Genomic DNA, 20,565 nt, shown 5'->3' with positions numbered 1-20,565 from the left:
AATGCTATCATTTGAGTATAAGCAATTAAACGATACTAACTTTTGTCTCTTTATTAGTATTATTTAAATGCACCCCCATTTAATAACACTTTAAAGCAAGATGTATTTGCTACATCTTGCGATTTTTTTGTTTTTTACTATATTTTCAAGTATGCCCAGGACTAAAATCATTCTAATAATTAGTAATTTATATCCTTAATTTGAATATAACTTGAAGGGGACTCAAATGGTCAAAAAACAAGATTTATTATTTTTGGTAATATTTGGTATATCCATTATACTTCTTTTATCATTGAATTTATATATTGAAAAAGAAAAACAAGCAACAAAAGATGAAGAACTATCAACTGAGTTAACAGAAGAACAAAATGTCCAAGACACTGTAAGGTTTTATATAACTTCATTAAAAAGACAGGATATAGAAAAATACAATTCAGTAATGGTAGATGATTTGAAAATTAATACTTCTTCGTTATATTTTACTAAAATAATGACAAATGTAACTGACTCAAAGTATGTCGGTGATAATCTGTCTGCTATTCATTTACTTAAAAATGATCGTAGAGTTTCAATAAAAGTAAAATACGAAATAACCTTTAAAGAAGACTATAATCCTGAAGGAATTTATAATGAAGGAAGAAACAAATGTAATGTTTTAATAGATTTAATAAAGATTGATAAAAGATGGGCAATCAAGAAAGTACATAATGTTCAAATTGTTTAACTAAAAAAGGATTACTTCTATTTGAAGTAATCCTTTTTTACTATTCAACTCTGTATATTTTCTAAATCCTTAGTAAGCCATCCTTTACTTTCATCATCTACCACTTGACTTGTAAAATGAAAGGCAGTTTCCAAGCTCTCTTGGCATTTTACAGCTTCCCCTAGTCCTTTATATGCCCGAGCTGCAGCCTCATGGGCATACGCTATGTAAAACGGCTTCAATTCAGCATTTGTACTAATCTCTATGCATTTCTCAGCGTAATGTAAAGCAGTTTCCCCTTTTCCAGTTACAGCATATACTCTCGATAACTGCCAATATCCAATTGATAGATTGGTAGGTGTATGCTCCTGTACCATTGTCCAATGCCAAAACGAACTATGACATAAATGAACCATTTCTTCTGATTCTTTCTCGGTCCTGTTTTCCAATACAAGTAAATCCCATACCTTATTAAAGCATGTGACTGCTATTTCCCTATGTGTAAAGCTTGGTTTCTGAATGATTTCCTCCAATTGTGGACCTCCTTTTATGTAAATAGCTTTTATATAAGTTCATAATTAATTATAAGAAAATTTAGATAATAAGTATATGTAAATCTACAATATTAACATCAAAGAAACCGATTACCTATTGGTAATCGGTTTAAGTTTAATTTATGATTTTGCTTCAACAGAAACATGTTTCATTATTTTGAACATTGGTATCATAATAAGAATACCGAAGATAAATAGTAAAGCTGAGAATTGGTACATTGAGAATAATGAGAACTGTTCTTTTAAAACACCGGATAAACTCATTGTAATAACCATAGAGCCCATAAATAATGGCGTTAAAATTCCGTTTACTCTACCAACAAATTTCTCATCTGTGTTTTTTAGGATGATTGTATTAATACCAATATGTAATGCTGGCATAAATAATCCCATAAAGAATTCAGCGACTAAAGTGATCCAGAAAAATTCTGACCAACCCATTACAAAAATACCGATGGCTGTAACAGACATACCAAGTAATAATAAAACATGTGGAGCAAGTTTATTTGAAATAACCATTATTACTCCACCACCAATAATCATGGCAGCCCCATTTGCAGCAAATAACCATTGTAAATAGTCCTTATCTAAACCTAATCTTTCAGTAACTAAGAAAATAGCTAAAGGATGAATAAAACCTAAACCTAATCCTGCAGCTGTAAATACGCCGCCTAAAATTACCAAAACCTTACGTGACCACACATATTGAAACCCTAGCTTCATTTCTTCCCATAAAGAAGTTGTTTCCTCAGCTTTTTCTTGAAGTTCATCTTTTGGTAGTTTCGTTAAAACAAGAGCTGATAATAAAAATGCAATTCCTACGATTCCCATTGAAATATAAATACCTGATTGTTGATAAACAAAAGTACCCAAAACTGGACCTAAAATCATAAAAATTGCCATCATTGTTTGAAATATAGACATACCAGCTTGCATTTGTTCCCCAGGTACATGTACTTTAAATAATTTCATGCTTGAAGGCTGTGAAAACTGGGACAAAATTGCCGACACCAAAGTAGCAAAAAATACGAATTTCCAAGTACCATTTAGTAGTGCAAGTAATATAACAAAAATTGATGCTGCACTTAAAAGGTCACACCAAATCATCGTACGCTTTGGTCGCCAACGATCTGCAAAAGTTCCACCGATAAAAGAAAAAATAAAAATCGGTGCAAATTCAGCAACTGAAATAAGAGATATTGCTGTTGCATCACCATCCGTTTTTTCCATAACAAATAATAATATGGCAAAATTACGAATCCATATCCCTATTTGAATGAATAAACCTGCTGACAGAATCGTCTGGACAAAACGATTTTTTAATAATGATGCCATCGAAGGATTAGAAGTACTAGTAGTCATTTTTTACCTCTCCATAATCATTTTATTTTTTCTAATCAAAATAACATATGTAAATATTTACAGTTTATGCTAAAAACAAGAACTAATGTTCCTTAATAGAACGTACTTTCCTATATTACATTAAAGTTTCTTAATGTTCAATGGCTTATTTAAATTTATTTTATCCAATTTTCTGAATCTTTAACACGAATTATATTTCATAATGAAAAACTAATTCTTCACCATGTTCACCAGAATACCTAATTCCTTTATCAACAAAACCACATTTTCTATATAAATGGATTGCAGCTATATTCGTATGATGTACTGTTAATATGATTTCATTTTTATTAGCCATCATTTTTTTCGTAAAACTAAATAATATATTTATTGATTGCTCTCCAAGTTTTCTTCCTTGAAATCTATGATCGATCGAAAAAGACTTAAAAACAATAGCATTCTTATTGTTGGTATAGAGATTACCTTTAGTTCGTCCATCTAAAATAAAAAAACCTATAACGTCATTTTCCAGCAAGATCAGCACTGGTATTACTTCCTCACATTCAAATTGCTCTAATGCTTCAATTGGATATGAAGTATAGATTGCCTGTTCTTTAGGTAAATCATAATTTGCGATTGCATTTCTGTATTTTTCTTCATAAGGTATTAACTTTAATTTTTCAAATGAATTAAATCCCATATTTTCCACTCCAACTCCATTAAGTTTCAAATTTTTATAAACAAACAATCCCATCCTAAATAAAGGGTGTAACATAACAATTTTAAAAAAAAAGCCTAAATATTATCATGTTTTACACTTTCAAAAACGATTACATGTATACAAGACCTGAATTCGTAAAAAAAGTAGACCCTTAAACAGGTCTACTTTTTAATTATTCTCCTAAGTCTACATTATGGTAAACACGTTGAACATCTTCAATATCTTCAAGTACATCTAGCATTTTTTCAAACTTTATTTGACCGTCTTCTGGTAATGTTACATCATTTTGTGCAAGCATTGTTAATTCTGCTACTGTAAATTCTGTAATACCTACATTCTTGAATGCTTCTTGAATTGCATAGAATTGATCTTGGTCTGCATATACAATTACTGCATCATCTTCTTCTAAAATATCACGAACGTCTACATCAGCTTCCATTAAGATTTCAAGTACTTCGTCAGCTGTTTTCCCTTCAAGACCAATTACTGCTGTTGCTTCGAACATATACGAAACTGAACCTGTTACACCTAAATTACCACCATTTTTACTGAATGCCGCACGCACTTCAGCAGCTGTACGATTCACATTATTTGTTAAAGCATCAACAATTACCATTGAGCCATTTGGTCCAAAACCTTCATAACGTAATTCATCGAAATTCTCTTCTGAACCACCTTTTGCTTTTTCAATAGCACGATCGATAATTGTTTTTGGTACGCTATAAGTTTTTGCACGTTCAAGTACAACTTTTAACGCTTGGTTTGATTCTGGATCAGGTTCACCTTGTTTTGCAGCTACATATATTTCACGACCAAATTTTGCATAAATACGGCTTGTATTAGCATCTTTTGAAGCTTTTTTTTCTTTAATATTATTCCATTTACGCCCCATCTTGTTCCACTCTCTTTCAACATAAATCAAATTTATTAAGTAATTTGCTAATGCTTTAATTCAATAGAGTTACCTCAATCTATTAATACATTAACAAATAATCTACCTTATATTATACCTTATTTTTAAAATTTTTCACGAATATAAACGAATGAATCTATAACATTATAATCCATTCTATAAAATGTAAAACAAAAAACATCCTACAGATTGTCAGGATGTTTTTTTAAGTGATAGATTATCAATTATATTTTTAGTACTTATTCTTTACTATTTCATTTGATTCCACAGGTTCATTAATACTTCATGATCTATTTTGAAATAAAGCGCATTGCCGTAACTAATATAACCATCTTTTACAACCCATAATGTTACATTCGTTCCATCAGTTAGTGAAATTGTTAACTCCTTATATTGTTCATTATTTTGAAAATTTCCTAACTTAGCTTCAACATCTTCTCTTAAATAAGGTATTGAATCATTTAATGCATCCACAAAAGAATTTAATAATGCTTTATCATTTATCTCTGTATATTTTTCAGTACTATTATTCCAATCATCGTATGTTCTCGATTTTGCCTTTGCAATATTCATCAAATGTAATTTCTCTACGATTTCACTTCCACTACTAATTGTCACACCATTTAAACTTTCATAAACTTCAGCATATCCGCTGCTTAAATCATACGTCATTAATCTAAACTCTTGTTGATATCCTTTTACTGAATAAACATCTACTTCTCCAATTGATGAAGCGAATTCAACTGCATAATCATCTTGATTACTCCATTCATCAAGACCAGCTCTCGTTTTCCCAAGCTTTTCATCTAATAAATTTTTTACTTGGGATGGATCAATTTTTGTAGATGATTGTGTATATATTCTTCCTTTATATACAAATAAAGGCATCATTTTTGCCGTTTCTCCACTTTTAGGTAATTCAACGGCAGGGATCGTAACTCCGTTTTTATCAAGACTTGATACTATATTCTGATTTTCATATGATTGATGATTAGCATTCCAAACACTATATCCACCAACCGATAAAAAGACAATACTGACAGCCAATGGCACAACTTTATATAGATAATTTTTGCGCTTTGTCATTTCACTTTTTGCATTCTTCACACCAATTATAGCTCTTTCATGAAGTTCATTCGGAATTTGGATTCGATTCATTTCTTGTTTGATTTTATCGCTCATACATTTCATCTCCATTCAATTCTTTTCGAAGTTTATTTAATCCTCTGTATAAAATTGTCTTTGCCGTACCAAGTGGAATGTTTAAAGTCTCCGAAACTTCTTTAATTGTAAAATCAAAATAATACCTTAATATAATTACTTTCTTTTCAGTTTCATTTAATAATTGGATTAGATCATCTAAGGTCATTGAAAGAGATATATCCTTTTCATCCTTACTCGAAAGTACTTTTTCAACTTCCGGTTTTAATTCAACTACTTTTTTTTGTTTTCGTAATACGTCAATTGAACAACTGATGGCAATTTTTATAATCCAAGTTTTTAAATATTTTGGTTCCTTTAAGTTTTTGATTGATTTAAATGCACGATACGCAGTTTCTTGGACTACATCTAAAGCGTCTTCTTGGTTTTTCACATAAACAAATGCTGTTCGATAAATATCGTTCTCATATTCTTGGAACAGTTTTAAAAATGCATTGTCATTTCCTTGTTGTGCTTCCTTTACTAACTGAATCATTTTTTGCACCTCCACATCCCACATATATTAGACGTATAATGTGATACTTTAGCTTTTATTTTTTTATACGAATAAAAAAAAGCTCCAACAAGAGCTTTTTAGATGTTATCTATTTAATCATTACTTATTTCTATGTAAGGTATAGCTGTAAATAAATTGTTCACCAATTGCACCAATTTTTCTTCTACCTGTATCTTGGTAACCAACCTTTTCATATACTTTTTGAGCAGCGATATTTTTATGATTCACTGCTAAAACAATCTCATTGCAGTGTTGAAAAAATTCACTAACAAAATGTTCGATTTGAAGTAATCCTATTTTGGCATATCCATTTCCTTGCTGCTTATGGTCAATCGAAAATGATGTCAGTAACATTGCATTAGTATTATCAGTATAATCTCGAACCCTCGAACTGGAATGTAATATAAAGAACCCAACTGGACGAGATTCACTTAAGATTACGATCGGATACCGTCCATCTGAAGCTTCTAACATGGCTACCGGTAATGAAGTAAATTGTTTTTGCTCCTCTGGTAAACTAAACTCGCTTAACGATTCATAAAATTCAGTTTTATAATGCTGTAATTCTACTCCATCTAACATCTTTAATAATCCTCCATAGTAAACTCCCAATAGCAGAACATATATTCTCATTCTATTATATAAGACGAAAAAAGAAAACTATTTTAGAAGTAAACTATATCTCAAAATGTCGTTAACTCATAACAATATGCTTTTTATATTTGAAGGAATTTAAATCACATTGTTGCCGATGCACTGTTAGTACCACTGTTATTTCGTCTTTGAATAGCATGAACACCCATGACAATTAGGATTAATTCTTCTGGTGAAAGCTCACTTGTGAAGCTTTCTAATCGAAATGCAGGTGAGGAAAAAAAATCACTAATTTTCTCGAATTTACATACTAATGTCGTTTCATCTTTAAATACTTCGTACAATTTGGAAAATCCACCTGATTTAATATAAAAAGTATTTTTACCATAAGCATCAAACTCATATTTCTTAGAAAATAAAGAAAACCTTCCTCTTAAAGAGCCAATCTCCTGACCCGATTGATTACTAATCTTCCACTTTGAGCTTAAAAATGGGAATTTACCACTCGCAATAATATTTCCTTGTAAGTCAAGTACATCCACTCCAGATGAAAACATACTTTTCAAATCAAGTTTCCCTACATTTTCTTTTGCTTCATTATATATATCTGTAATTCCTGTAGAAAAGAAGTTCTCATTAAAATACAATGTTTCATTCTTCATATCATCCCTACTTCCAAAAATCAAGTTTACATCAACCAAGCATTATCGTAAAAAATAATTAGCTCACTTTTAACTTTATGATATAAGTAACATAATTATTTCCTTTCCAAATCCCTCTTACCTCAAAAACCCGCTCACCCTTCTGTGAATCTATCTGAAAAGCATAACCTTGATAATCATTTGTATTTTTATCATAAATATAACTTTTTTTATGTTTTTTATGTTCCAAAATTTCAACATTTTCAGGGCGATCAGAAAAATGAATATGAACATATTCTCCCATAAATGCAGAGGTTCCTTCTGTCCCTTTCACACTGCTATACGTATCTTTCATGATTAGTTTATCTTTATTTAGAACTTTTCCCCAAGAATAGTTTGTTATTTTATAAGGAATCGCTTTATCAGCTAGTACAAATTTCACCTGTGGTTTTTCTTCTTTTGTTAAAATTGTCTCTTGAATAATTAAAAATAAAGTTGAAATTGCAACAATCAATAAAATTCCTTTTTTAAACATATTACTTACTCTCCAAATTTCTTTTGTTAACTATAATGTAAGCTATCCTTAATCAATTGTATATTGGGAAAATTATAAGAAGTATTTCTAATAGTATGTTCACTGCTCTCCCGTTCTTAGTAAAAAAGAACTACGAAATAAGTAGTTATGTCCTATAAAATGATAATACTAATGAAAAAACACCTAATTTTTTTAGGTGTTTTTTCTTTTATTCCATATTATTTCCGGCATTTGTTGACTGGGCTAACTTTTTTAAGTAGTACAATTCTTCTCTCATCATGTGATCAGCCATTAAAGCCGAGAATGTACCGAGTACTTCATGAGATATTTCTAGTTCATCTAATTCATTTAAAAATACTTGGAAAAGTTCTATTTCTAATTTTATATCATGATTCATTTTTCGTAATTTCCGAGGTTAATTGCTTCTGCAATAAAGACAATTTAAAATTTCTCAATGCTACAGTCATTTCTTCTGCATCTTTCGTAATTTCAGCAATATTACTTCCCGTGTTCAAACGGTTGAGTAGTTCTTGAAATGCATGTTTAAAAGCCTTAGCTGTATCTCCTCTTTTTCCTTTTCAGCCAATCCATCTAAAATAAATTGTGAGTGGTCTCTTAATACTTGTAACCAAAAGGAATGCTCGTATGTAGCAGTTTGGATGAAATTGTCCATCGTCTCCCCCTTAATTATGAAACATTAGTTCATTTTATTAAGGGCAAAACAAATTTATTAGTCTATCATCAAAGTCGACTATTTTATATATACAAGGTAAGTACTATTTATGGTCTACATTCAATCGTAATATGGTTACATTGCTTAACAAACAATTGCTCGGGTATTATGATAAATAAGTGAACACTTTACATATGAAAGGACTTGATTTCAATATGAATCATCAACCTGAATACTGGATCTCAAAATTGGATTTGGCCTCACATCCTGAAGGTGGCTATTACAAATCTACATATCAATCAACCGAACAAATTACTGATCGAGAGTTATCTGTACAATACAATGGTAATCGCTTACTATACACTAGCATTTATTTCTTATTAAAATCGGAGGATGTTTCTCATTTTCACCGTTTAAAATCTGATGAGTTATGGTATTTCCATGCTGGAAGTGCTCTCACAATCCATGTAATCCATGAAAACGGACAGTATGAAGAAATTAAATTAGGTTTAAATCTAGAGAACGGAGAAGTTCCACAATATTTAGTTCCAAAAAATTCGATCTTTGGTTCATCTGTAATGGAACAAAATACATTTTCTCTAGTTGGATGTATGGTATCCCCTGGATTTGCATTTGAAGACTTTGAGTTATTTACTCAAAATGAATTATTAGAACAATATTCCGAGCATGAAGAAATTATAAGAAAACTAGCTTACGAAACACTTCCGGTGTAAATAAAAAATGGCAACTAATCTTAAATTAGTTGCCATTTTTTTATTCGGTTTTCAACCTTGTTTAAAAATTACTTTCTTCTTTACTTCATATCTAAATAGGCTGTGCTTGCATATCCTTTATAGCCTTTGTAGGTTACGATTGCCCACCCAGTATTTACCGACGTTTTACTTTTCGCATATCCTAAGAAACTTACATTTGCACCTTTAGGTATAACAGTTAATACTTTGTATTTTGTACTTGGACCTGTACGTAAATTTAGATTCGCTTTCGTTTTAATAATTGATTGTACTTTTGCTAAATACTTTGTACTAACATATGCCACGCCACTTTTAGTTGTAGTTGTTTTGATCTGAGCCCAGTTTGCATTTGTATATTTAACAATTTCTATTTGATCTTTTTTTCTTAGTGAATCAACAATTTTTGAGTTTGTACTTGGTGCAGAACGAACATTCAACTTACTAGCAGTAACCTCATACACACTAATTGGTGCATCTATTACGGCTGCGCTTACCTTTTGAGGAGTTATTACCCCACTACCTGAAAATGTAATCGCACTAGTTAAAGCGACTGTAGAAACAAATGCTTTTAATAATTTATGTTTCATATAATATTCCTCCATTATTACTTAATATTTTCGTTGTCATTGTTACAATTAAATAAGGAAATTCGTTGATTTACTCTAGGATGTGTGTATTCTCCTTTCCTTTGATAGCTATATCATATGGCAATGTTGTTTCAAATTAAGTCATCAGATGTTTCGAAAATGTAAACATTCTTAAGCTATTCGTATGAAAATAAAGGGAGCTCAATTGGTAAAAATACACTGAAATTAACAGGAAATATTTGTATACAGCTTCCAATATATGGACAATCTAAACTTTGAATTTGTTTATTGGAGGCATACAAATGGACAATGAGCACAACCAGGAAGACATTTTAACAAATCGTCAAGGACATCCAATTACTGATAATCAAAATGTTAGAACTGTTGGGAATAGAGGTCCCACAACATTAGAAAACTATGACTTTTTGGAAAAAATCTCTCATTTTGACCGAGAGCGTATTCCCGAAAGAGTTGTACATGCACGAGGTGCGGGTGCAAGTGGTTACTTTGAGGCTTATGGTAAAGTCGGTGAGGAAACAATCTCTAAATATACTAGAGCAAAATTATTTCAAGAAGCTGGCAAGCAGACTCCTGTATATGTTCGCTTTTCTACAGTTGTTGGTGGTGGACATTCTCCAGAAACTTTGCGTGATCCTCGAGGATTTGCAGTTAAATTTTATACTGAAGATGGGAACTGGGATTTAGTCGGAAACAATTTGAAAATATTTTTTATCCGTGATCCATTAAAATTTCCAGATATGGTTCATTCATTTAAACCAGATCCAGTCACAAACTTACCAGATCCTGAAAGAATGTTTGATTTTCTACATCAAACTCCTGAGTCCACTCATATGGTTACATTTTTATTTTCACCGTGGGGCATTCCTGCAAATTATCGTCAAATGCAAGGCTCTGGTGTCAATACATACAAATGGGTAAATAAAGACGGAGAAGCAGTCCTAATTAAGTATCATTGGGAACCGCTTAACCAAGGTATTAAAAACCTTCTACAAAGTGAAGCAAATGAAATACAATCGACAAACTATAATCATGCAACACAAGACTTATATGAAGCAATTGAACAAGGAAATTTCCCAGAGTGGGAATTATGCGTACAAATTATGAGTGATGATGAACATCCTGAACTCGATTTTGATCCACTTGATCCTACTAAACTTTGGGATCCAGAGAAGTTTCCATTTTTAAAAGTTGGAAAAATGGTACTAAATAAAAATCCAGAGAATTATTTTGCTGAAGTAGAACAGATTGCTTTTGGTACTGGTGTACTTGTTGATGGACTTGATTTTTCAGACGATAAACTATTGCAAGGACGTACATTTTCATATTCTGATACACAACGTTATCGTGTAGGAACAAATTATTTACAACTACCAGTTAATTCACCAAAGAAACATGTTGCTACAAACCAACGTGACGGCCAAATGGAATATAAGGTTGATATGGCACCGGGACAAAACCCACATGTGAACTATGAGCCTTCATCTCTTGGCGGATTAAAAGAAGCACCAAAAAATAGCAAAGATCATGAACCTAGTTATAACGCAAAATTAGTACGTCAAAAAATTGATCGACCAAATGATTTTGCCCAAGCAGGTGATACTTACCGAGCTTTCGATGAAACAGAAAAAAATGAGTTAATCTCAAACCTTGTCGACGCTTTAAAAGTATGTAAGCCTCATATTCAAGAAACAATGGTTGGCTATTTTATGGAAGCTGATGCAGATTATGGAAAAAGAGTTCGCGATGGCTTAGAGAAAGCGAATCGTGAACGATCTGAACATACAAGTAATCATGCAGCAGACAATGCAGTAGATAAATCGAAATCGATGGGTCATGAATCCGATCGATATTAAAAAACAGGTGTTGGTACAATTGTACCAGCATCTTTTTTTGTAACATCATCTTAAATGCGAAAACGTCTATTACAAAAACTAATAGTTTACGCATGTTTCCTCACGAGCTAAAATAAGAGTATGACTTTTTAGAAAATTATGACATACAATTCACAGTACGAGATATGGAGGGGAATGACCTTGGATAAATATTGCCATGAGACAAAAGTGATCCGAACAAAAAGAGTATTTCCTAATGAAATTAATCACTTCAATACATTATTTGGCGGCGTTTTAATGTATGAAATCGATGTAGTTGCTAGCGTTTCAGCTGCAAAGCTTTGTTTATGTGAATGTGCGACCGTTTCAACAGATTCCGTTGAATTTCTTCGTCCAATTTTACCGACTGATGCTGTTTGTTTAGAAAGTTTTATCAGTTGGACAGATGAACGTTATATGGAGGTATTCGTCAAAATCACGACAGAAAACTTACGAACTGGTCAACAGCAACTTGCTGCTACTGCTTTTCTCACATTCGTTGCTTTAGATGAAAATGGAAAACCCCGTCCAATTCCACAAATTCGCCCTTCTACAGATGAGGAGTATGCGTTATATTTCGGAGGACATGAACGCGCACGTTTGCGAAAAGAGAGACGAAAATCTACTTATGCAATTGCAGACATTTTAACTGTATAAAACTCAGCCTGTTTTTGATAATCTACAATAAAAAAAGGAAATTCATCATTGTGAATTTCCTTTTTCATGTTAACAAACTCTTTGTGAGTTCTTCTCAAAAAATCTAGTTTCATTTTGTGCTGCAACTATATAATTCTCGTTTTCGTTGCAAATTCTCCAGCCGTGTCCTCTTACATAGTCGCACGGAACGATTTGCTGACTTTCTAAATATACTCTAGAAACCGTACTATATCCTGATTCATTTTGACTTGAAGTAGTAAATAAGACACCATTATGAGCACTAATATCTAAAAAGCTACCTTGAACATCAGTGCTATAACATTTATTCCATTGATAATCTGTTTTCCTTTTGATATCATCTAACGAAATAAATTCAATGATGCCGTCTTTCCCACGACAAGATCCACTTACCGTTACTAATTGGTGATTCGTAACAAGCATAGCTGAAATCATCTGATTCGTTTTTGCATTCAATTTTGTTACTTCATGAGAAGATAAATCCATCATCCATACTCCACCGTTTTCTGGATGAATCTTGGTGCCAATAAACAAGTACTTTTCATATAAACAAAGTGAGCGAATTGAAGGAGGATTATGAACGCCAAAAGGTGATAAAACACTCCATGTCTCTCCATAATTAGTTGATATGTAAATTACTTTCTCTCCATGAGCAACTACTAGCCCTTTTCCATTACTAACAATGCTCCATACATTTGCTTTAGTTGGAAAATGCTCTACTAACCAATCAATTCCACCATTTGTACTTCTAATAAAAATACCGTTATCTCCAGCGCCATAAATGATTCCGCCTGAACACGTCAAGTCTCTAATTTGGTAGTTTGATAATGATAATGAACAAATCCACTTTCCATTTTCTTCTATGAATATATTCTCACTAGTAGCTAAAACGATACTACCTTCTTCAGTTCTTGTCACTGCTGTAGAACTGAGTAAGTTATTCATAGTGCTGCGCCCTCTAATCGCCCAGCAAAGTTAAATGCAAATGTAATGCAACGTTCAATATCTTCTTCTGTTTCTGGTGCAAGTTCTACTTTTAAACCTTGCTCCACAATTTCCGCTCCACATGCCATTAATCTTTCCTCTAATATGTCAACAGCTGCACAAAACTTTGGATAAGCATGGTCACCTGAGCCGAATACTGCAACCTTTTTCCCTGTTAAATCCAATGTCTCAATGTCATCATAGAAGTCCTCTACCTCATAAGGAAGCTCGCCATCTCCCCAAGTATAAGCACCTAGAATAATACCATCGTATTCTAATAGTTTTTGAGTATTGATGTTTTCAATTTCCTTCATTTCTATTTCATGACCTAAAGGTTCTATACTTGTTTTGATTAGTTCAGCAATTTCCTCAGTATTTCCAGACATACTAGCGAAAGCGATTAAAATTTTTGACATGTGTATTCTCCCCTTACAATCTACTTTTTATTTAAATAGTCTGTGCATATGCTTCCATCATTTTAGTTTTCATTTCTTTTAACAAACGGAGTTCATTTGCATTTGAAATAAATCCTTCTCTATCATTTTGATCAAGCGCTTCGTTAACTTTAAAATGTAAATGATTTAGCTTTAAGTCTATATCCCAGGCTGAACAAATATTTCCATTTGAATGTAGTGTATCCAAATCTTCTACATGAATATAAAACTCAAATTCATCATTGTTCTCTACTAAATAATGCCATCCTAAGCAATCAACGTATTTACGTTCATTTGTAATTACCCAAATATCACCTTCATGAAACTCAATTTTATGTTGATGCTTTTGACCAGGACAGCAACAAGTGACTTCCTGTTGAAATGTTTCAAGTATCATAAAAGTTTTATCCATAGTTGCACTCCTTTGCTAATTAATACTTCTTTGCATAGCTCTATTTGTTCATATAAAGATTCATATTTAGATCCTAAAAAAATTCACTTTCTAAATGAATTCTCAATTAGTTGAAAGTGATAATCATTTTCATTTATTATAATATATGATAATGATTATCATTGTCAATTTAATTTTCTAATAAATTTATTGTAAAATGTCCAAATAAAAAAGAACCTATTTACAGGCTCCCACATTACATAAAATAAATTTTTAGCAGAGTATTATCTTCTTTGTCTCGAACCACCAAAAAATAACAGAATAATTACGAGACATGTAATACCTACAATAATAAACGGCATTAACCCAGAACTATATACCATATAAATTTTAATATGACGAATAGCATTAACTATAATAAAAATGATTAAGAACAGAAATAAGACAAGGATCAGAGCCCCATTTTTTTTCCTTCTCAAATTTACCAGCCCCCTTCAAAAAACAAGTTCAATTGTTTTCTCGAATATGAAAATAAAGGAGTTTAGTAAACTTTATTAAATATGACTTGTATACATTCGAACATTTCAATTTTTGTTTAAACGGTTTATTCTTATCTTAGTTCTGAATAAACCTCTTGCAGTTTCATTATTAAATGAAAAGAATCCTTAGGTCTTTATCATAATTCCAAAGACTTGTCCTAACAAAAATTGACATTATAAAAGATAGTTAGACATGGCTGTACTAACTATCTCTATGTTTTTTTTATTCACAAAAATAATAGTTCCTTTTATTAAATAACTAATCTATTAATTCTGTAAAACAATTATCTACAGATCCATTTCCAGCCTTGGTTCGTCATCATCCAACCGCATTGTTGACCCATGCCTCCACCTTGGCCCATGCCTCCGCCTTGACCCATGCCTCCGCCTTGACCCATGCCGCCACCTTGACCCATGCCTCCGCCTTGACCCATGCCGCCACCTTGGCCCATGCCTCCGCCTTGGCCCATGCCTCCGCCTTGACCCATGCCGCCACCTTGACCCATGCCGCCACCTTGACCCATGCCGCCACCTTGACCCATGCCGCCACCTTGACCCATGCCGCCACCTTGACCCATGCCGCCACCTTGACCCATTTGAGGACATTGTACGCCTAAATATTGTAGACCGACCATATCATTTTTGTGAACCATATTAGCTATACCGTTTTCCATAATATTAACCATGCCTGTAGCTGCATTTATTCCTAATAAGTTAAATGTATGTTCTCTTCCGCCCCAAAAAGATTTAAAGCAATGACCTTGTCTTCCTAACTTAATTTGATCTTCAATTGTAGCTTGTGGAACTAAAGTTGGTGCTGTGCCTACTCTATAATAATAATCATATAAACTACGATAATATTCATATTCATCATTGTTATAAAACAAATTAAAACCCTCCTTTAAGATACATAACACTATATGACATTATCTAAAAATGGTTATTCGTGGACAATTCATTTTTTTGCCTATTTTGAAAACGCTTAAGTGGTTGGAAAATCATTATGTAACTTCTATTTCAATTACCTGACTTGCACTTACATTTTTGGAATTGACAGCTTTCTTTTTAATTATGACTACTCTTTATCCCCTATTACTAGATGTTAAATAATTTGTAGAAATTTGATAAAATCAACAAAATTGTGATTTATTTAAAATATTCAGTTTAATACAGAATATTAGGTGTCGATAAAACTAATAATGATAGATAACAGCAGATTCATTCATAAACCATATATTCGAGCTTGTTATCACTCACTTATTAAGGAGATGACATTTTGATGCGTAAATTTGCGGTAATTGTCGCTGTTATATTTTTCTCATTATCAACTCTGCCAAAGCATCCCTCAGCTGTGACGAAAAAACTAGTTCTTGGTTATTATACAAACAAACCTAGTTCAACTAATTCTTTTCAAACAAATTATAAATTTATGAATCAAATCGCAACTGATACATATAAATTTGATGCTACCGGTAAAGTTTTGGGGACAGCACCAAAGGAGATTGTAGATCTTGCGAATTCTAAACAAGTCCAACCATTTGCAGTTGTCTCAAACTATGGGAAAACTGATTGGGATACTGCTCTTGCACATAAAATTTTATCAAACACGGACATTCGAAAAAAATTCATCTCTAATTTATTGTCATTACTTCGCACGAATCAATATAAAGGTGTCAATATCGATTTTGAAGCTTTATCACCAAAGGATAGAGTTTTATTTAGTAAATTCATTCAAGCAGTATCAAAGAAACTATCCACAAACGGATATTTAACAATGGTATCTGTTCCAGCAAAAGTTAAGGAGAATCCATCAGACTCTTGGTCAGGAGCATATGACTTTAAAACATTAGGAAAATGCGCGAATTTTGTTCAAATAATGACTTATGATGAAACAGGTTATTGGTGGAATCTTCCTGGATCAGTAGCAAGTCTTCCATGGATCAACGCTTCTCTAAATTATGCTATATCAGTTATGAGCCCGAAAAAAATTTTAATGGGCATCGGTGCATACGGAAATGATTGGAATATCACGAGTCGTAACATAAAAGAAAATAGAAGAGTACCTTTGAGTGAAATCCCGCAATTACTTAAGCGCACAGGAGCAGCTCCGATTCGAGACAAAGCTTCAGCTTCTTTGCATTTTAGATATAAAGATCAAAACGGGCACACCCACGAGGTTTGGTATGATGATGCTACAAGTATTTCAAAGAAAGCTCAATATACAAATAAATATAATTTAGGTGGTATTTCTATTTTTGCGCTTGGGATGGAAGGTCCAGAATTTTGGGGAGCAATAAATAGAGGACTACAATAACATTAAAAAAACCACCTTTATAGGTGGTTTTAATTTAGCTTCATTTAGAATTAATTCCTAACTAAGCTTGATGAGTAACGATTTTCTGGTATTTTCAGACCTAAATTCCCTCTTAATGTTGATGCCTCATATTCTGTTCTAAAAATTCCTCTTTCTTGCAGTAAGGGAATAACTTGCTCTGTAAAATCTTTTAAAGCACTTGGTATTGCTGAATAAATCATCAATCCATCTGCTGCTTCTTGTTCATACCATTCTTGAATTAAATTCGCTATTTTTTCAGGTGTCCCAATAAATGCACTTCTTGGTGTCGCTGCCTGTAATGCCACTTGTCTAAGCGTTAAACCTTTTTCTTTCGCTTCCTTTTTAATTTTATCAGTACCACTTCTAAAACTATTTTTCCCTAAATCACCTACATCTGGGAATGGTTCATCTAGAGGATATTGGGAGAAATCATGATGTTCAAAGAATCTGCCTAAGTAATCGAGTGCATTTTCTATACTTGTTAAATTAACCAGATCTAAATATTTTTGTTCCGCTTCTTCTTGTGTTCGACCTACAATTGGTGCGATTCCTGGAAAAATAGCAATATCATCTTTAGATCTGCCGTATGCTACTGCTCGCTCTTTAACTTCTTTATAAAATTGTTTAGCATCTTCAATATTATCATGCCCAGTAAATACTGCGTCAGCAGCCTTTCCAGCTAACTCTTTCCCACTTTCAGAAGAGCCTGCTTGAAATACAACTGGCTGCCCTTGTTTCGAACGCCCTATATTGAGTGGCCCTTCGACTTGATAATATTTACCCTTATGATTTAATCTGTGTAATTTTTGCGGGTCAAAAAATACGCCAGATTCCTTATCTCTAATAAATGCATCATCCTCCCATGAATCCCAAAGCCCTCTTGTCACTTCTAAATGTTCCTCTGCAATCTTATAACGATCATCATGGGAAGGGTGATCGTTTTTACTATAATTTTTAGCAGAACCTTCTAAAGGAGAAGTGACTAAATTCCATCCAGCCCGACCATTACTAATATGATCAATAGAAGCAAACTGTCTCGCTACTGTAAATGGTTCGCTGTAAGTAGAGGATAAAGTTCCAACTAATCCAATATTTTTTGTAACCGCTGCTAGTGCAGAAAGGATTGTAATTGGCTCAAAACGATTTAAGAAGTGTGGTATCGATTTTTCGGTAATATACAATCCGTCTGCAATAAAAACTAAATCGAACTTTCCATCTTCTGCAATTTTCACTTGTTCTTGATAATAATCAAAATTAACACTAGCATCAGTTTGCACCTCTGGATGACGCCAACCAGACATACTTCCACCAACACCATGCACTAATGCTCCAAGCTTTAATTGTTTTCGTGTAGTCATTTCTTTCCCTCCATTAATTCGTTAATAATGTCGTTTCATTTATAGTTAATTCGTAGCTTTTTACTAGAATTTTTCCATTCATAAATTCATATTGTTTCGCCCTTTTAAAACCTAACTTTTCATATAATTTTATAGCTGATTGCATCATGTCCGATGTATGAAGTACAATTCGATCAGAACCCCATTCTTGTGCTAGATTACAGCTCGCTCGAATTAATTCAGTTGCAATCCCTAACCCTCTAGCCTTTGGTGAAACACCTAATAATCGAACAATCGGATATTTAATCTCTAAGTCTGGTAAACCATATGCCTTTTCAGCTGAATCATATATAAAACAAGCTCCCAACATAACATTGTCAACCAATGCGACAAGCTTAGTCTTCGTTTGACTGTTTTCAGTGGAGTCAATAATACTATTTTTATAGTTTTCCCATTGCTCAACGGATAAAATAGTTGCATATTGCTCATACGAATCAACTAAAACCTTTTTCACCTGATCTACTTCATCTGGTTTACTTTCCCTAATGACCAAACGATTGATCGTCATTCGTGATTTCCCCTTTCAATTTGAACTGAAATATTGAAATCATCAGTTATGCGTTTGATTTGTTTTATATGATGATAAACATGTGAGATGAAGCTTTGTATAATTTCTTCTACCGTTACCTCTTGATTTTTAGGACTAATTCCACTTTTATGCCAATCGTCATTTTTTAACCGTCTCAGTAATTGACCATTGTACTGTAATACAGAGCGATACGTTTCTAGTAATTCTGTAATATTGCCTTCATTCGCATATTGACCTTTGATCCACTCATCTTGATTAAATGCTGGCAATTGAACACTAGATCCTGATAAAACTTCTCTCAATCTGAAGTTCACTACAAAGGCATGATCTAATAAATGTGTTAACACTTCTGTAATGCTCCATACAGTTTCATTTTTCTTCCATTGAAGCTGATCCCTTGGAATGTCAGAAACTACTTGATTGATTCGTTCAGATAATTGTAAATATTCATTTAAGTCAATTGACAATTTATACATTTTGTCCTCCTATATACTAATTACATCTTTAGATAGTTTATTTAAAATAGCCATTGAAAAATCCTTGAAGAATCTTACACTTAACGGGATTGCTTTCTCATCCAGATTGAATTTAGGATGATGCCATTCATATTCTCCAGAAGTTCCAAAAAAGATGAACAATCCAGCTTGATCTTCAAGATAATAGGAAAAGTCCTCACTTGCTGCTGAAACCTTGGGTTCTACGACATGCAGACCATTTCCTACTGCAACTTCTCGTGCTATTTGGGCTAATTTTTCGTCATTAATAACAGGTGGTGGACCGGCCTTCCAAACTGTATTAATCTCAGTTTGAAAAGCATTACCTACACTTTGATTCATTTCAAAAAGTCTATTTCGAATTATTTTTCTTACCTCTTGATTGAATGTACGAACAGTTCCGCTAAAAACAGCTTTATCTGATATGACATTCCAAGCTGTTCCACTATGAAATTTCGTCACACTTACAACTGCACTTTCGAGTGGACTAATATTCCGGCTTACAATTGATTGAATTGATGTAATCATATGTGAAGCAGCTACAATTGAATCAAATCCTGATTCTGGGACTGCAGCATGGCTTGATTTCCCTTTTACTTCCACCGTAAACCCATCTGCAGATGCCATCAGTGGTCCAGACTTAATACCAACTGTTCCAACTGGTAAATCTGGTTTATTATGCATTCCAATAATAGCTTGAACATCACTTAAGACATTTGTTTTGATGATATCCAATGCACCTTTACCAATTTCTTCAGCAGGTTGGAAGACTAGAAGAATTCTACCAGGAAGTTCATCTTCTATTTCCTTTAGTAATATCGCGGTACCTAATATTGCAGCTGTATGAAAATCATGACCACACGCATGCATTTTACCAGGATTCCTTGAAGTAAATGGAAGCTCAGTTTCTTCTTGGATTGGAAGTGCATCGATGTCTGCTCTGATCGCAATAGTAGGACCTTTACTAGCATCACCTATTTCTGCGACGACCCCAGTCTGTAATCCTAAAGGGATGATTCGAATGTAATTTTCTTTTAGGACACGTATAATTGTTGCTGTTGTTTCAAATTCTTCAAATGCTATCTCTGGATTTTCATGCAAGCTTCTTCTTATATCTATTAGTTTTTCAATTAATTTTGTGGGTATCTCCTGTTGCATGAGCAT

The 20,565-nt window shown here is 33.0% G+C and carries 22 protein-coding genes and 2 pseudogenes; 5 read left to right on the top strand and 19 right to left on the bottom strand.

The window, feature by feature from the left end; all coding sequences use genetic code 11:
• Window positions 1–226 precede the first annotated feature (226 nt).
• Window positions 227–724, top strand: coding sequence for a hypothetical protein (locus CAB05_RS10560; protein WP_087999801.1), 498 nt, complete (start codon window positions 227–229; stop codon window positions 722–724).
• A gap of 44 nt (window positions 725–768) precedes the next feature.
• Here the strand turns inward: CAB05_RS10560 and CAB05_RS10555 are convergent, their stop codons facing one another.
• The 10 genes and pseudogenes from CAB05_RS10555 to CAB05_RS10510 form a co-directional block, all read right to left on the bottom strand.
• Window positions 769–1,236, bottom strand: a complete 468-nt coding sequence (locus tag CAB05_RS10555) for a hypothetical protein (RefSeq protein ID WP_235821428.1) — start codon at window positions 1,234–1,236, stop codon at window positions 769–771.
• Between the two features lie 141 nt (window positions 1,237–1,377).
• Window positions 1,378–2,619, bottom strand: coding sequence for an MFS transporter (locus CAB05_RS10550; protein WP_087999800.1), 1,242 nt, complete (start codon window positions 2,617–2,619; stop codon window positions 1,378–1,380).
• A 190-nt stretch (window positions 2,620–2,809) separates the two neighbouring features.
• Window positions 2,810–3,298, bottom strand: coding sequence for a GNAT family N-acetyltransferase (locus tag CAB05_RS10545; protein WP_158093243.1), 489 nt, complete (start codon window positions 3,296–3,298; stop codon window positions 2,810–2,812).
• 193 nt (window positions 3,299–3,491) lie between these two features.
• The gene (locus tag CAB05_RS10540) at window positions 3,492–4,211 is read right to left on the bottom strand and encodes a YebC/PmpR family DNA-binding transcriptional regulator (RefSeq protein ID WP_087999798.1); all 720 of its coding nucleotides are present in this window, start codon (window positions 4,209–4,211) and stop codon (window positions 3,492–3,494) included.
• Between the two features lie 270 nt (window positions 4,212–4,481).
• A complete protein-coding gene (locus CAB05_RS10535; RefSeq protein WP_087999797.1) occupies window positions 4,482–5,414 on the bottom strand; it encodes a hypothetical protein in 933 nt (310 codons plus the stop codon).
• Window positions 5,404–5,928 carry a sigma-70 family RNA polymerase sigma factor gene (locus CAB05_RS10530; RefSeq protein ID WP_087999796.1) on the bottom strand — a complete coding sequence of 175 codons (525 nt, stop codon included), beginning with the start codon at window positions 5,926–5,928 and terminating at the stop codon, window positions 5,404–5,406. Before CAB05_RS10530 ends, CAB05_RS10535 begins: the two co-directional genes overlap by 11 nt.
• 120 nt (window positions 5,929–6,048) lie before the next feature.
• Window positions 6,049–6,531, bottom strand: coding sequence for a GNAT family N-acetyltransferase (locus CAB05_RS10525; RefSeq protein WP_087999795.1), 483 nt, complete (start codon window positions 6,529–6,531; stop codon window positions 6,049–6,051).
• Between the two features lie 155 nt (window positions 6,532–6,686).
• Window positions 6,687–7,205, bottom strand: a complete 519-nt coding sequence (locus CAB05_RS10520) for an LURP-one-related family protein (protein WP_087999794.1) — start codon at window positions 7,203–7,205, stop codon at window positions 6,687–6,689.
• A 58-nt stretch (window positions 7,206–7,263) separates the two neighbouring features.
• Window positions 7,264–7,719, bottom strand: coding sequence for a hypothetical protein (locus tag CAB05_RS10515; protein WP_087999793.1), 456 nt, complete (start codon window positions 7,717–7,719; stop codon window positions 7,264–7,266).
• Window positions 7,720–7,927: 208 nt separating this feature from the next.
• Window positions 7,928–8,392 (bottom strand): annotated as a pseudogene (locus CAB05_RS10510) (DUF2935 domain-containing protein).
• 215 nt (window positions 8,393–8,607) lie between these two features.
• Here CAB05_RS10510 and CAB05_RS10505 point away from each other — a divergent pair.
• Window positions 8,608–9,126 carry a cupin domain-containing protein gene (locus CAB05_RS10505; protein ID WP_088000394.1) on the top strand — a complete coding sequence of 173 codons (519 nt, stop codon included), beginning with the start codon at window positions 8,608–8,610 and terminating at the stop codon, window positions 9,124–9,126.
• Between the two features lie 80 nt (window positions 9,127–9,206).
• On the opposite strand, the gene CAB05_RS10500 is transcribed toward CAB05_RS10505, so the two are convergent.
• Window positions 9,207–9,731 (bottom strand): SH3 domain-containing protein, encoded by a 525-nt coding sequence (locus tag CAB05_RS10500; RefSeq protein ID WP_158093242.1) that lies wholly within the window; start codon window positions 9,729–9,731, stop codon window positions 9,207–9,209.
• A 311-nt stretch (window positions 9,732–10,042) separates the two neighbouring features.
• Here CAB05_RS10500 and CAB05_RS10495 point away from each other — a divergent pair.
• A pseudogene (locus CAB05_RS10495) lies at window positions 10,043–11,605 on the top strand (catalase); the annotation flags it as partial.
• Between the two features lie 180 nt (window positions 11,606–11,785).
• A complete protein-coding gene (locus tag CAB05_RS10490) occupies window positions 11,786–12,280 on the top strand; it encodes an acyl-CoA thioesterase (protein ID WP_371870384.1) in 495 nt (164 codons plus the stop codon).
• Window positions 12,281–12,349: 69 nt separating this feature from the next.
• Here the strand turns inward: CAB05_RS10490 and CAB05_RS10485 are convergent, their stop codons facing one another.
• The 4 genes from CAB05_RS10485 to CAB05_RS22345 all read right to left on the bottom strand — a co-directional run bounded on the left by CAB05_RS10485 (window position 12,350) and on the right by CAB05_RS22345 (window position 15,533).
• Window positions 12,350–13,243, bottom strand: a complete 894-nt coding sequence (locus CAB05_RS10485) for a WD40/YVTN/BNR-like repeat-containing protein (RefSeq protein WP_087999789.1) — start codon at window positions 13,241–13,243, stop codon at window positions 12,350–12,352.
• Entirely contained in the window at window positions 13,240–13,698 is a 459-nt protein-coding gene (locus CAB05_RS10480) for a flavodoxin (protein WP_087999788.1), read from the bottom strand. Before CAB05_RS10480 ends, CAB05_RS10485 begins: the two co-directional genes overlap by 4 nt.
• A gap of 31 nt (window positions 13,699–13,729) precedes the next feature.
• Window positions 13,730–14,128 carry a hypothetical protein gene (locus CAB05_RS10475; protein ID WP_087999787.1) on the bottom strand — a complete coding sequence of 133 codons (399 nt, stop codon included), beginning with the start codon at window positions 14,126–14,128 and terminating at the stop codon, window positions 13,730–13,732.
• An 802-nt stretch (window positions 14,129–14,930) separates the two neighbouring features.
• A complete protein-coding gene (locus CAB05_RS22345) occupies window positions 14,931–15,533 on the bottom strand; it encodes a hypothetical protein (protein WP_188483357.1) in 603 nt (200 codons plus the stop codon).
• A gap of 392 nt (window positions 15,534–15,925) precedes the next feature.
• Between CAB05_RS22345 and CAB05_RS10460 the strand changes: the two genes are divergently transcribed.
• A complete protein-coding gene (locus CAB05_RS10460; protein ID WP_087999785.1) occupies window positions 15,926–16,960 on the top strand; it encodes a glycosyl hydrolase family 18 protein in 1,035 nt (344 codons plus the stop codon).
• Window positions 16,961–17,010: 50 nt separating this feature from the next.
• Here CAB05_RS10460 and CAB05_RS10455 read toward each other — a convergent pair whose 3' ends face one another.
• Genes CAB05_RS10455 through CAB05_RS10440 form a run of 4 tightly spaced genes read right to left on the bottom strand, consistent with a single transcriptional unit; the run spans window position 17,011 to window position 20,559 of the window.
• A complete protein-coding gene (locus CAB05_RS10455; protein ID WP_087999784.1) occupies window positions 17,011–18,339 on the bottom strand; it encodes an LLM class flavin-dependent oxidoreductase in 1,329 nt (442 codons plus the stop codon).
• 13 nt (window positions 18,340–18,352) lie between these two features.
• On the bottom strand, window positions 18,353–18,886 hold the full coding sequence (locus CAB05_RS10450; protein ID WP_087999783.1) for a GNAT family N-acetyltransferase: 534 nt from the start codon (window positions 18,884–18,886) through the stop codon (window positions 18,353–18,355).
• Window positions 18,883–19,383, bottom strand: coding sequence for a DinB family protein (locus tag CAB05_RS10445; protein WP_087999782.1), 501 nt, complete (start codon window positions 19,381–19,383; stop codon window positions 18,883–18,885). The genes CAB05_RS10450 and CAB05_RS10445 overlap by 4 nt, the downstream gene beginning before the upstream one ends.
• A 9-nt stretch (window positions 19,384–19,392) precedes the next feature.
• Window positions 19,393–20,559 carry an amidohydrolase gene (locus CAB05_RS10440; RefSeq protein ID WP_087999781.1) on the bottom strand — a complete coding sequence of 389 codons (1,167 nt, stop codon included), beginning with the start codon at window positions 20,557–20,559 and terminating at the stop codon, window positions 19,393–19,395.
• Between the last annotated feature and the right edge of the window lie 6 nt (window positions 20,560–20,565).

The sequence above is a fragment of the Gottfriedia solisilvae genome (assembly GCF_002128405.1).
Classification (GTDB): Bacteria; Bacillota; Bacilli; order Bacillales; family Bacillaceae_G; genus Gottfriedia; species Gottfriedia solisilvae.
Note: the sequence above shows the minus strand (reverse complement) of the source record. Positions and strands in the feature narration are given on the sequence as shown.

Coding starts and splice junctions, on each gene's coding strand:
- CAB05_RS10560 (WP_087999801.1), top strand. CDS start 227: ATGGTCAAAAAACAAGATTTATTATTTTTGGTAATATTTGGTATATCC.
- CAB05_RS10550 (WP_087999800.1), bottom strand. CDS start 2,619: ATGACTACTAGTACTTCTAATCCTTCGATGGCATCATTATTAAAAAAT.
- CAB05_RS10545 (WP_158093243.1), bottom strand. CDS start 3,298: ATGGGATTTAATTCATTTGAAAAATTAAAGTTAATACCTTATGAAGAA.
- CAB05_RS10540 (WP_087999798.1), bottom strand. CDS start 4,211: ATGGGGCGTAAATGGAATAATATTAAAGAAAAAAAAGCTTCAAAAGAT.
- CAB05_RS10535 (WP_087999797.1), bottom strand. CDS start 5,414: ATGAGCGATAAAATCAAACAAGAAATGAATCGAATCCAAATTCCGAAT.
- CAB05_RS10530 (WP_087999796.1), bottom strand. CDS start 5,928: ATGATTCAGTTAGTAAAGGAAGCACAACAAGGAAATGACAATGCATTT.
- CAB05_RS10525 (WP_087999795.1), bottom strand. CDS start 6,531: ATGTTAGATGGAGTAGAATTACAGCATTATAAAACTGAATTTTATGAA.
- CAB05_RS10520 (WP_087999794.1), bottom strand. CDS start 7,205: ATGAAGAATGAAACATTGTATTTTAATGAGAACTTCTTTTCTACAGGA.
- CAB05_RS10515 (WP_087999793.1), bottom strand. CDS start 7,719: ATGTTTAAAAAAGGAATTTTATTGATTGTTGCAATTTCAACTTTATTT.
- CAB05_RS10505 (WP_088000394.1), top strand. CDS start 8,608: ATGAATCATCAACCTGAATACTGGATCTCAAAATTGGATTTGGCCTCA.
- CAB05_RS10500 (WP_158093242.1), bottom strand. CDS start 9,731: ATGAAACATAAATTATTAAAAGCATTTGTTTCTACAGTCGCTTTAACT.
- CAB05_RS10485 (WP_087999789.1), bottom strand. CDS start 13,243: ATGAATAACTTACTCAGTTCTACAGCAGTGACAAGAACTGAAGAAGGT.
- CAB05_RS10480 (WP_087999788.1), bottom strand. CDS start 13,698: ATGTCAAAAATTTTAATCGCTTTCGCTAGTATGTCTGGAAATACTGAG.
- CAB05_RS10475 (WP_087999787.1), bottom strand. CDS start 14,128: ATGGATAAAACTTTTATGATACTTGAAACATTTCAACAGGAAGTCACT.
- CAB05_RS10460 (WP_087999785.1), top strand. CDS start 15,926: ATGCGTAAATTTGCGGTAATTGTCGCTGTTATATTTTTCTCATTATCA.
- CAB05_RS10455 (WP_087999784.1), bottom strand. CDS start 18,339: ATGACTACACGAAAACAATTAAAGCTTGGAGCATTAGTGCATGGTGTT.
- CAB05_RS10450 (WP_087999783.1), bottom strand. CDS start 18,886: ATGACGATCAATCGTTTGGTCATTAGGGAAAGTAAACCAGATGAAGTA.
- CAB05_RS10445 (WP_087999782.1), bottom strand. CDS start 19,383: ATGTATAAATTGTCAATTGACTTAAATGAATATTTACAATTATCTGAA.
- CAB05_RS10440 (WP_087999781.1), bottom strand. CDS start 20,559: ATGCAACAGGAGATACCCACAAAATTAATTGAAAAACTAATAGATATA.